The organism is Streptomyces sp. URMC 123 (genome assembly GCF_051386515.1).
GTDB lineage: Bacteria > Actinomycetota > Actinomycetes > Streptomycetales > Streptomycetaceae > Streptomyces.
Map to the genome: position 1 here is coordinate 1 of NZ_JBPQTV010000215.1, position 11,002 is coordinate 11,002.

At 75.0% G+C, this 11,002-nt stretch carries 10 protein-coding genes and 1 pseudogene; 5 read left to right on the plus strand and 6 right to left on the minus strand.

Annotation, left to right across the window (positions count from 1 at the left end; all coding sequences use genetic code 11):
- Positions 1-5 precede the first annotated feature (5 nt).
- The 4 genes from egtB to ACSNOD_RS21930 all read left to right on the plus strand — a co-directional run bounded on the left by egtB (position 6) and on the right by ACSNOD_RS21930 (position 4,465).
- Positions 6-1,421 (plus strand): ergothioneine biosynthesis protein EgtB, encoded by a 1,416-nt coding sequence (gene egtB / locus ACSNOD_RS21915; protein WP_436768723.1) that lies wholly within the window; start codon positions 6-8, stop codon positions 1,419-1,421.
- Between the two features lie 49 nt (positions 1,422-1,470).
- Entirely contained in the window at positions 1,471-2,229 is a 759-nt protein-coding gene (gene egtC, locus ACSNOD_RS21920) for an ergothioneine biosynthesis protein EgtC (RefSeq protein WP_436768714.1), read from the plus strand.
- A complete protein-coding gene (gene egtD / locus ACSNOD_RS21925) occupies positions 2,226-3,197 on the plus strand; it encodes an L-histidine N(alpha)-methyltransferase (protein WP_436768715.1) in 972 nt (323 codons plus the stop codon). The genes egtC and egtD overlap by 4 nt, the downstream gene beginning before the upstream one ends.
- Before the next feature lie 242 nt (positions 3,198-3,439).
- Entirely contained in the window at positions 3,440-4,465 is a 1,026-nt protein-coding gene (locus ACSNOD_RS21930; protein WP_436768716.1) for a rod shape-determining protein, read from the plus strand.
- Between the two features lie 46 nt (positions 4,466-4,511).
- Here ACSNOD_RS21930 and ACSNOD_RS21935 read toward each other — a convergent pair whose 3' ends face one another.
- From ACSNOD_RS21935 to ACSNOD_RS21960, 6 genes are all read right to left on the minus strand, one after another.
- Entirely contained in the window at positions 4,512-6,674 is a 2,163-nt protein-coding gene (locus ACSNOD_RS21935; RefSeq protein ID WP_436768717.1) for a putative bifunctional diguanylate cyclase/phosphodiesterase, read from the minus strand.
- An 11-nt stretch (positions 6,675-6,685) separates the two neighbouring features.
- Positions 6,686-7,498, minus strand: coding sequence for an SAM-dependent methyltransferase (locus ACSNOD_RS21940; RefSeq protein WP_436768718.1), 813 nt, complete (start codon positions 7,496-7,498; stop codon positions 6,686-6,688).
- A gap of 215 nt (positions 7,499-7,713) precedes the next feature.
- The gene (locus ACSNOD_RS21945; RefSeq protein WP_436768719.1) at positions 7,714-8,088 is read right to left on the minus strand and encodes a hypothetical protein; all 375 of its coding nucleotides are present in this window, start codon (positions 8,086-8,088) and stop codon (positions 7,714-7,716) included.
- A 107-nt stretch (positions 8,089-8,195) separates the two neighbouring features.
- Positions 8,196-8,648, minus strand: coding sequence for a roadblock/LC7 domain-containing protein (locus tag ACSNOD_RS21950; RefSeq protein ID WP_436768720.1), 453 nt, complete (start codon positions 8,646-8,648; stop codon positions 8,196-8,198).
- On the minus strand, positions 8,645-9,766 hold the full coding sequence (locus ACSNOD_RS21955; RefSeq protein WP_436768721.1) for a hypothetical protein: 1,122 nt from the start codon (positions 9,764-9,766) through the stop codon (positions 8,645-8,647). The genes ACSNOD_RS21950 and ACSNOD_RS21955 overlap by 4 nt, the downstream gene beginning before the upstream one ends.
- Complete coding sequence (locus ACSNOD_RS21960; RefSeq protein ID WP_436768722.1) at positions 9,763-10,146, minus strand: hypothetical protein; 384 nt, start codon at positions 10,144-10,146, stop codon at positions 9,763-9,765. The genes ACSNOD_RS21955 and ACSNOD_RS21960 overlap by 4 nt, the downstream gene beginning before the upstream one ends.
- Positions 10,147-10,722: 576 nt before the next feature.
- On the opposite strand from ACSNOD_RS21960, the pseudogene ACSNOD_RS21965 reads away from it, so the two are divergent.
- Positions 10,723-11,002, plus strand: a pseudogene (locus ACSNOD_RS21965) (hypothetical protein); the annotation flags it as partial.

Below are 11,002 nucleotides of genomic sequence, written 5' to 3' on the forward strand. Positions count from 1 at the left end.
CCGCGATGGGTTCCGGCCCCGCGGTGGGCCCCGTGACCGCCCCCGACATCGGCGAGGAAACGATCCGACGGCACGCGGCCGAGGCCCTGCTGCGGGCCCGCGCCCGCACCGCCGCCCTCACCGACTGCGTGCCCGACCCCGAGCTCATGGCCCAGCACTCCCCCCTGATGTCGCCCCTCGTGTGGGACCTCGCCCACATCGGCAACCAGGAGGAGCAGTGGCTGCTGCGCGCCGTCGGCGGCCGGGACGCCCTGCGCCCCGAGATCGACGGGCTGTACGACGCCTTCGAGCACCCGCGTGCCTCCCGGCCCGCCCTGCCGCTGCTCCCGCCCGCCGAGGCCCGCGCGTACGCCGCCGACGTCCGGGCGCGGGCCCTGGACGTGCTGGAGGGCACCGCGCTCGGGGGCCGCCCGCTGGTCGCCGCCGGCTTCGCCTTCGGCATGATCGCCCAGCACGAGCAGCAGCACGACGAGACCATGCTCATCACCCATCAGCTCCGCCGGGGCGCGGCCGTCCTGGACGCGCCCCCGCCGCCCCCGGCGCCGGCGGACGCGGCCGCCCTGCCCTCCGAGGTCCACGTCCCCGGCGGCCCGTTCACCATGGGCACCAGCACCGAGCCCTGGGCCCTGGACAACGAGCGCCCCGCCCACACCCGGTGGGTGCCCGGCTTCCACATCGACACGGTCCCGGTGAGCAACGCCGCCTACCAGCGCTTCATCGAGGACGGCGGGTACGAGGACCCGCGCTGGTGGACGCCAGAGGGCTGGGCCCACGTCCGCCGGGAGGGCCTGCGCGCCCCGCTGTTCTGGCGGCGCGAGGGCGCGCAGTGGCTGCGGCGCCGCTTCGGCGTCGTCGAACCGGTGCCGCCGGACGAGCCGGTGGTGCACGTGTGCTGGTACGAGGCCGACGCCTACGCGCGCTGGGCCGGCCGGCGGCTGCCCACCGAGGCGGAGTGGGAGAAGGCCGCCCGGCACGACCCCGTCGCGGGCCGCTCGCTGCGCTACCCCTGGGGCGACGCGGACCCCACCCCCGACCGGGCCAACCTCGGCCAGCGCCACCTGCGGCCGGCTCCCGTCGGCGGCTATCCGCGGGGCGCCTCGCCGCTGGGCGTGCGGCAGCTCATCGGCGATGTGTGGGAGTGGACGGCGAGCGACTTCCTGCCGTACCCGGGGTTCCGGGCGTTCCCCTACCGGGAGTACTCCGAGGTGTTCTTCGGCAGCGCGCACAAGGTGCTGCGCGGCGGCTCCTTCGCGGTGGACCAGGTGGCGTGCCGGGGCACGTTCCGCAACTGGGACCTGCCCGTGCGCCGGCAGATCTTCTCCGGCTTCCGCACGGCCCGCACCGCCGACGACGACACGGGCCCCGGCGCCGCGGGCGGGAACGCGTACGGCGCCGGGCACGGCACGAAAGCGGCCCCATGAGGCGGCCGGCAGCCCCCGCCGCGCCCGCCCGCGCCCGGCGGAGCCCCTGATGTGCCGCCACATCGCCTACCTCGGGCCCCCGGCGCGCCTGGGCGAGGTGCTGGTGCGGCCCGAGCACGGGCTGCTGCGCCAGTCGTGGGCGCCGCGCCACCAGCGGTACGGCACGGTGAACGCCGACGGGTTCGGCGTCGGCTGGTACGCCGCCGGCGACCCGGTGCCCGGCCGCTACCGGCGCGCCGGCCCCCTCTGGGCCGACCCGTCCTTCGCCGATCTGGCCCGGGTGGTGCGCACCACCGCCCTGCTGGCCGCCGTGCGCGACGCCACCGCCCCCGGGGCCGACGCGGAGGCGCCCGCCGCGCCGTTCGCCGCAGGCCCCTGGCTGTTCAGCCACAACGGCGCGCTGCGCGACTGGCCCGACTCCGTCGCGCCGCTCGCCGCCTCGCTGCCCGCCCTGGACCTGCTCGCCCTGGAGGCGCGCAACGACTCCGCGTTCGTCTGGGCACTGGTGCTGCGCCGGCTGCGCTCGGGCGACGACCTCGGCGAGGCGCTCGCCGCGGCCGTCGCCGCGCTGGTGGCGGCCACGCCCGAGTCACGGCTGAACCTGCTGCTCACCGACGGTGCCGCGATCGCCGCCACCGCCTGGGGCGACACCCTCTGGTACCTGGCCGACCCGGGCCGGTCCGCCGTCGCCGTGGCGTCCGAGCCGTACGACGACGATCCGCGCTGGACCGCCGTCCCCGACCGCTCCCTGGTGCTCGCCACGCGCACCACCGTTCTTGTGATCCCGTTCAAGGAGCCCCCGCGTTGAGCCCGTATCGCCTCACCCGAGTCCTGCCCGCCGACGCCACGGACGCCGCCCTGCGCTCCGATGTCCTGCGCGGGCTCGGCGCCGCGCCCAAACACCTGCCGCCCAAGTGGTTCTACGACGCCCGAGGCAGCGATCTGTTCGAGGAGATCACCCGGCTGCCCGAGTACTACCCGACCCGCGCCGAGCGGGAGATCCTCGTCGACCGGGCCGAGGAGATCGCGGCCGCGGCCGGCGCCCGTACGCTCGTCGAACTGGGCTCCGGCTCCTCCGAGAAGACCCGACTGCTGCTGCGGGCCCTGCGCGAGCTGAGCGTGTACGTCCCGGTCGACGTCAGCGAGAGCGCGCTGGCCGGCGCGGGGCGGGCCCTGCTGGCGGAGCACCCGGACCTGACCGTGCACGCGCTCCTCGCCGACTTCCAGCACGGCCTGCCCCTGCCCGAGGCCCCGGGGCCGCGGCTGGTCGCCTTCCTCGGGGGCACGATCGGCAATCTGCTGCCCGACGAGCGGGCCGGCTTCCTGGCGTCCCTGCGGGCCCTGCTGCGGCCCGGGGACACACTGCTGCTCGGCACCGACCTGGTCAAGGACGAGGAGGTGCTCGTCGCCGCGTACGACGACGCGCGGGGGGTGACCGCGGAGTTCAACCGGAACGTGCTGGCCGTGCTCAACCGGGAGCTGGGCGCGGACTTCGACCCCGCCGACTTCGACCATGTGGCGCTGTGGGACGCGCGGCGGGAGTGGATCGAGATGCGGCTGCGCGCCCGTACGGCGCTCACGGCGAAGATCCCGGCCCTGGACATGGCGGTCTCCTTCGCCGCGGGCGAGGAGCTGCGGACCGAGGTGTCGGCGAAGTTCCGGCCCGAGGGCGTACGGGCGGAGCTGGCGGCGGCCGGTCTCGATCTGCGGCACTGGTGGACGGACGCGGCCGGGCGCTTCGCGCTCTCCCTGTCGACGCCGATCCCGGCCCCCTGACGGGTTTTCGGCCCCGAGCGGCTGCTCCCCGACCCCGAGCGGTGCGGCCCGGCGGAGGCCCGGCCTGACGGGCTCTCCGCCGCCGGCGGGCGCCGCCCGGCCGAAGTCCGCCCCGACGGCCGTCGCCCGGGCGGCGCACCACGACGCGCGCGGCAAGATCACCGGCAGCATGGTGGTGATCACAGGGGCGGGGCCGGCCAGCGGCCCCGCCCGGCCGACCGTCCCTCAGGGGAGGACCGCAGGTGACCGCACCCTTCGATCAGTTGCGCCGCTGTTCCGTCGCTGTCGACCTCGGCGCGGCGAGGACCCGGGTCTATGTGAAGCACCGGGGGCTGCTGGTCGACGAGCCCAGCGTGGCCGCCGTCAACAAGCGCACGGGGGCGCTGGTCGCCGTGGGCGAGGCGGCCGAGGCCATGGCGGGCCGCACCCCGGAGCACATCCGCGTGGTCCGCCCCGTCGTCAACGGCACGGTCGTCGACATCGACGTGGCGCACCGGATGCTCCGCCACCTCCTCGCCGGGGAGCTGCGCAGGGCGTGGCGGCGCCGGCCCACCCTGCGGATCGCCGCGTGCGCGCGGCACGACAGCGAGCCGCTCGTCCAGCGGGCCACGGTCGAGACGCTCACCGCGCTCGGCGCCCGCCGGGTGGAGCTCGCGGACACCCTGCTGTGCGCGGCGGTCGGCAGCGGGCTGCCGGTGGAGCGCGCCGAGGCGACGATGGTGGTCGTCTGCGGGACGGCCACCACCCATGTGGCGGTGCTCTCGCTGGGCGCGGTCGTCGCGGCCCACGCGATCCCGGTGGGCGGCGACTCCGTCGACCGGGCGGTGGTCGAACACCTGCGCAGGCACCATGAGCTGATGCTGCCGAGCCAGGCCGGCCGACCGCTGGACCTGGTCCTGGCCGCGGCCGACCGCATGGCCGACCGCGCCGAGGTGCACGGCCGGGACGTGGCCACCGGGGTGGCCCGCTCGGTGATCGTGGACGGGGACACGGTCCGCCAGGCGATCGACGCGCCGCTGACGGCCGTCCTCGACGGCCTCCGTACGGTGCTCCGCGGCTGCCCGCCGGACCTGGTGGCGGACCTGTGCGAGCGGGGCATCACCCTGACCGGCGGCAACGCGCGCCTGCCCGGCCTGGAGACCATGCTCGCCCGGGCCACCGGTATGCGGGTGACCACGGCGGACCGCCCCGACCTCTGCGCGATCCTGGGCCTCGGCGCCATCCTGGAGGGCCGCGTCCAGCACCTCCCCGACCTCCTGGGCGTCTAGGTCGCGCCCCCGGCGCCCCGCCGGCCCGGTGGCGGCCGGCCGGCGGTCAGGACGCGTCGACCAGGGACAGGGCGTGGAGCCGCTCCGGCGGGCCGGGGCGGGCGTAGTACCAGCCCTGGGCCGTGTCGCAGCCGAGGACCCGCAGATGCTCGGCCTGCAGGCCCGTCTCCACGCCCTCCACCGTCACCGTCAGATCGAGCGTGTGGGCGAGCGAGACGATCCCCTCCACGATCTTGATGTCCACCGGGTCGGCCGGGTCCCGCTGCATGCCGAGGGTGAAGGACCGGTCGAGCTTGAGCGTGCTGACCGGCATCCGGCGGAGGTTGGCGAGGTTGGAGTAGCCGGTGCCGAAGTCGTCCAGGGCGATGTCCACGCCGAGGTCGGCGAGCTGACGCAGGGGCTTGAGCAGGTCCTCGTCGGCGCCGATGAGAGCGCTCTCGGTCACCTCCAGACAGAGCGCGCTCGGTTCGAGGCCGGCCTCCTCCAGCACCTCGACGATGTCGGGCACCAGCCCGGGGTGGTGCAGCTGGCAGGGCGAGAGGTTCACATTGACCCGCAGCGGCAGCCGCCCCCGGTTCTGGTACTGCCAGTCGCGGGCCTGGCGCACGGCCTCGGACAGCACCCAGCGGCCCAGCGGCACGATCAGCCCGGTGTTCTCGGCCAGCGGGATGAACTGGTCGGGGCCGAGCACCCCGCGCAGTGGGTGCAGCCAGCGCACCAGCGCCTCGGCGCCCCGTACGCTGCCGTCGCTGAGCTGCACCAGCGGCTGGTACTCGATGAAGAACTCGCCGCGCTCCAGGGCCGCCGGCAGGCTGTTGGTCAGGCCGTGCCGGGTGATGGCACGGACGTCCGCCTCCCGGTCGGAGTGTTCGAAGCGGTTGCCGCCGGCCGCCTTGGCCCGGTACATGGTGATGTCCGCGCTGCGCAGGACCTCCGCCGGGCCGAGTTCCCCCGTCGGCCCGTCGACGATCCCGATGCTGCCGCGGACGGTGAGCTCCCGGCCGTCCAGCCGGATGGGCGTGGCCAGCACATCGAGGATGCGCTGGGCGAACGCGGTGACCTCGTCCTGGGAGGGCGGGTCCACGATCAGGGCCACGAACTCGTCGCCGCCGATGCGGGCGACGAGCTGCTCAGGAGAGGTGACACAGGTTTGCAGCCGATCGGCGACGGCGACCAGCAGCTGGTCCCCCACCGCGTGGCCCAGGCTGTCGTTGACGGTCTTGAAGCCGTCCAGGTCGAGGTAGCACAGGCCGAACCGGGCGGTGCCCCGGCGCGCGGCGAGCGCGGCCTCCAGGCGCTCGAAGAACAGCGTCCGGTTGGGCAGCCCGGTGAGCGCGTCATGGGTGGCCTCGTAGCGGAGCCGCTCGTGCAGCAGCCGGCGCTCGGTGATGTCCTCCATCAGCGCGAGCTGGTACTGCGGCCGGCCGGCCGCGTCCCGCAGCAGGGACACCGTGAGGTTGGTCCACAACACGGTGCCGTCGGTGCGGTAGTACGGCTTGTCGATGCGGAAGTGGTCGCGTTCCCCATTGACGAGCTCGTTGTGCAGCCGCCACACCCCGGGCGAGTCCTCCGGGTGGACCCAGTCGGTCACCCTGCGGCTGCGCACATGGTGCTCCAGCCCCCCGAACATCTGGGTGAGCGCGTTGTTGACGTCGAGGACGTTGCCCTTGATGTCGGCGATGCCGATGCCGATGGCCGCGCCCTCGAACACCGCCCGGAAGCGCTCCTCGCTGGCGTGCAGCGCCTTCTCCGCCTCGCTCTGCGCGGCCAGGGCCGCCCGGGATATGGCCTCCTGCTCCGCGAGGGTGCGCTCGCGCAGGGCCTCCGCGAAGCCGGCCGCGATGGAGTGCTGGAGGCGGGCGCAGCGCGCGCGGGTCTCCTCCACGGACAGCGGCTCGGCCGGCGGGCAGTACAGCACCAGGTAGGAGTCGACGACTCCCAGGGTGCGGGGCAGCGCTCCGGGGTCGGTGCAGTGCGCGGCCACCAGGGCGGAGCCCACGGCCAGCGCCGGGCTCGGGTCGAAGTGCCGGGCTCCCAGGGCGTCGCTGAGCCGCTGGGCCAGGGGAATCAGGTATTCCTCGAACTCGGCGCGGGTCATCGAGGTCGCCGTCGCCGGATAGATCGCGCGGCTCCAGATGGTCGCGAATCGCCGCAGGGTTCCGCCCGGCCCCGTATCGGGGCCGTCTCGCTCGGTGTTCCCGGTTCCCACCGGCCCGCTGATCACGCCTTGCGCCCCACTCCGCCGAAGCCGCTGTACGCGACGGGGTCCTCGAGGGCGTCCGGGGTGTCCGGGCGCCAGTCGGGCATGGAGACCAGCCCGGGGTCGACCATCTCGAAGCCGTCGAAGAACCGCTGGACCTCCCCGCGGGACCGGAAGAACAGCGGGGAGGTGGCGTTCCGGTAGACGTCCTCCACCTGGTCGCCCTGCCGGTCGGACATCGGCCCGCCCTCGGTGGAGGCGTGGGTGAGCACGACGAGGCTGCCGGGGGCGAGCGCGTCCCGCAGCTCGGCGACGCGGCCCCACGGGTCCTCGTCGTCGGCCATGAAGTGCAGCACCGCGACGAGCAGCAGCGCCACCGGCCGCTCGAAGTCGAGCAGGCGCACGGCCTCGGGGCTGGACAGTATCTCCGCCGGCTTGCGCAGATCGGCCGCGGCGATGCCGGCGTGGGCGTTGCCCTCGAGCACGGCCCGGCTGTGCGCCACGGCGACCGGGTCGTTGTCGACGTAGACCACCCGGGCGCCCGGGTGGGCGGCCTGTGCCACCTCGTGCACATTGCCGAAGGTGGGTATGCCCGAACCGATGTCCAGGAACTGGGTGACGCCCCGGTCGACGGCGTAGCGCACGGCCCGGCGCATGAAGGCACGGTTCGCCTGCATGATCTTCGGCAGGCCCGGCATGATCTCGATCGCCTTGCGGGCCGCCTCCCGGTCGATCTCGAAGTTGTGCGAACCCCCCAGGTAGTAGTCGTAGATCCGGGACACGCTCGGCACGGTCAGGTCGATGCCCACAGGGGCCCAGGAGGGGCGCTCCATCAATGTCTCCAGCTCGTCATGACGTCGTCAATACGTACAAGCCCGGCCATGTGCATGCCGGTGTCACGAGCTGAGGCTACTGATCGCCCCTTGGCAGGGGAACAGCAAACGGAAATCTGCGGTCCGTTCCGGTCACGGACCGCTAGTTCGCACGCCCGGCGCACGGGACGGCGCCCGGAATATCCGGTTCACCACTTCCCGTGCGCCGGCGCGCGTCAGATCTCCAATTCCGACTCGATGCGCTTGAGCTGATGGCGCGCCATCGCCAGGTTCGCGCGATCCTTGTCGAGCACGAGATACAGGAACAGGCCCTTTCCGCCGCGCCCGGTGAGCAGCCGGATCAGGTGGTACTGCGTGCAGAGGGTGATGAGGATGTCCTCGATATGGTCCTTGAGGTGCAGCATCTCCATCGTGCGCAGTTTCGCGCGCACCACATCGGTGTTGCCGGCGGCGGCCACCGAGAGATCCAGATCCTGGGTGCTGCCCAGCGTACCCAGTGCCATGCCGCTGCCGTAATCGACGAGCGCCACACCGACGGCGCCCTGAATGGACGTCATCGCTTCCTTCAGCGTGGTTTCGGTGTCCGCCATGGGGGTCACACTTCCTTTCCGCTGTGCTGCCGGTGGTGGTCTTTTGCCGCGTGCTCTTTTGCCGCGCGCCGGGGCGCCGTTCCGCGCGCCCCTGCGCGCTCGTGCGGTCATGTGCGCTGCCACTCCCGTCCCCGCTCCGGCTCCCGTCCCCGCTCCGGTTCGCGGCGGGGCGGCCGGCCGGGTGTGCCGTCGGCCACGTCGCCGATGCGGCCGCAGGCCCGGCGGGCCTCCAGATGCAGCCGTCCGACGTTGGCGTCGTGCGCCGCCAGCACGGTGAGCACCAGGGAGTCCCCGGCGGCGTAGGTGGCGACATAGCCGCGCTCGCCGCGGGCCAGCAACTCGCGCAGGCCGCCCTGGCCACTGGCCTCGGTGAGCCGCCGGCCGACCCCGAGCGCCGCCGCGGTGAGCGCCGCGAGCCCCTCGGGCTCGACGTCCTCGGTGTCGTGGGCGACGACCAACCCGTCGGTGCTCGCCACCAGACCGCCGTGGACCTGCGGCAGCCGGGCGCGCAGCCCGCGCAGTTCGGCGGCGATCCGGGGCTGAAGGGTCGAGGCGTTCACAGATGGGCCTCCAGTGCGGCTCGGATGCGGAAGAGCAGGGAGATGTCGGGGGCGCCGGGCCCCTGGGCGGCGGCCCCGGCGGCGGCCGCGGCGCCGCCGTTCCCGCGGCGGCGGGGCGGGGGCACGCCGTCGGCACGCGCCGCGCGCGGGGCCGGTGCGTCGTCCGTACGGGTCCCGCGGAGGGCCGGTGCGTCGCCCGTGCGGGTCGCGCCGACGGCGGTGTCCGTACGGCCGGGGGCGGTGCCGGTCACCTGCGGCGGGGCCGGGCGACCGTCCGGTACGCCGTCGCCGGTGCCGGGCGCGCCGAGGGCCGGTGCGGCGCCCCCGGCGTCGGGTGTGTCGAGGTAGCCGGCCGCGGCCAGCCGCCGTACCTCGTACAGCGTGGCGAACGTGGCCCGGCCGAGGAGCCGGGCGATGTCACAGGGGGTGCGCGCCCCGTCGGCCGCCGCCAGCACCTCCAGGGCGCGGCGCGTGGGCCGGGTGCCGGGCCCGCTGTGCGCGTCGGCGCCGGGGTTCGGCCGCACGGGCGCCACGTCCACCGCGGGCCAGGGCCAGACGCGGCCCAGCAACGCCCGCCGGCGGTCCGCCTCCCGGCACACGGCGGCGGCCGGCACCGCGCGCACCGGGCCCAGCCAGTGCCGCGCGCCCCGGAGGAAGCGGGCCGGCCGGGAGGGCCGCTCCCCATCGGGGAGCGGTGGGCCGGGAGGCGGTGCATCCGGGAGCGGTGGGCCGGCGAGGGGTGAGCCGGGGAGCCATCGGTCCGGGAGCGGCGGCTCGGGGCGCAGCGACTCGGGGAACAGCGCGAAGTACGCGGCGTCGTGGAGCGCGGCGGTGTGGCACAGTTCGAGCTCGCCGCGGCCCACGCACCCGTACTCGACGAGGAACCGGCCCACGCTCCGGTCCGCGCCGGCCTCGGCGACCGCTTTGTTCCACAGGTCCGCCGAGAGCCTGCCGCCGGCCGTGAGCACGACGCCGGCGTCGGGGGCGAGGGGGCTCTCGGCATGCGCGACCAGCCCCTCGTCCAGATAGAGGACGCCCAGGGGGCCGTGGAGGGCGCCCGTCGCCCCCTCGGCGGCCAGCCGCAGCAGTATGTCGGCGACGGTCTCCCGGCCGGTCACGCCAGCACCAGCCGGTCGGCGAGCTCCCGCAACCGCAGCCGGGCGACGGCGAGGTTGGCCTCGGCGCGGTCCATCCAGAGGCAGAGGAAGAGGCTGCTGTCGAACTCCGTCTCCAGGAAGCGGAGGAGCTGGTAGCTGTCGCGGGCGGTCACGATGATGTCCTCGACCGGGTCGCCGCCGGGCTCCGCCTCGCCGAGCGGGCCGCTCTCGAACGCCAGCCGTGCCATGTCCGCCGTACGGGCCGCCGCGGCCTCCCCGGCGCGTTCGGCGACCGCGCCCGCCGCGCCCAGGGCCAGGCCGCTGGTCCAGTCGACCAGGCCGGCCCCCCGTACCCCGGGAATCGCCATGGCCTCGCACAGACACTCGTCGATACCCGGCACGCGCTCCCCTCCCCAGCGCGATGGCGGGGTGCCACCGCGTCCTGACGTCACCATGCCCGTGGCAGGGCCCGCGTCGACGGCCGGGCGGAACCGGAGGCGGAGGCGGAGAACGACCGCGCGGAACCGGAGGCGAAAATCGAAACAGGCCCTAAATCAGTTCATAGGCCAGGCTAGGAGCGGGGTGGAAGCACTCACGCCGGTTGAGGCATTTTCACCCGGCACTTGTCGCGCTGTGACTATTATTCGCCCGGCTCGTGCGCGGGGGCGGTCCGACGGGTCCGGTGCGCCGGCCCCGGCCCCGGTCCCGCTGCCCTCCGGCGCTCCGGCCCTCCGTCGCGCGCGGCACGAGAGTAGCCGCGGGCGGCCGCCCGCCGCCGCCCCCTGTTCGCGCGGGCGGCGCGCGCCCCCGGGCGCGACATGCGGCCCGAGGAGCGGCGACGCCGTGGCGACCGGGGGCCCGCGCCGGCCCAACTGCCGCTCCTGCGTGTAAACCTGACGCGGCCTCATAACACCTTTGTGAGGGAATGGCGAGTGAGGCCCCGTGGTGCGGGCACCTTTCCGCGCACCATGTCCGTCGTGACGTCATGGCAACGGGTGGGGCAACGGGCGGCAATGCTGATCGCGGGCGCCGGGCTGGGCGCCGCGGCGATCACGGTGACGGGGGTGGCCACCGCGAGCTCCGCGACGGCGGAGGCGGCCGGCGTCACGCGGGTCACGCAGGTCCCGCAGGTCCCGGACGCCGCGGAGCAGTGGGTGGCCGCGGTTTCCGTCGGCGGCCTGATCCGGGCGCGGCTGGCCCACTGCCCGCCACCCCCCACACCGCCGCCTCCACCTACACCCTCACCCACGCCCACGC

What these genes read in the sequence shown, in the direction of transcription:
- ACSNOD_RS21945 (WP_436768719.1), bottom strand. Translation starts at nt 8,088, where the DNA reads ATGGCGGACACCGAAACCACGCTGAAGGAAGCGATGACGTCCATTCAG.
- egtC (WP_436768714.1), top strand. Translation starts at nt 1,471, where the DNA reads ATGTGCCGCCACATCGCCTACCTCGGGCCCCCGGCGCGCCTGGGCGAG.
- egtB (WP_436768723.1), top strand. Translation starts at nt 6, where the DNA reads ATGGGTTCCGGCCCCGCGGTGGGCCCCGTGACCGCCCCCGACATCGGC.
- ACSNOD_RS21940 (WP_436768718.1), bottom strand. Translation starts at nt 7,498, where the DNA reads ATGGAGCGCCCCTCCTGGGCCCCTGTGGGCATCGACCTGACCGTGCCG.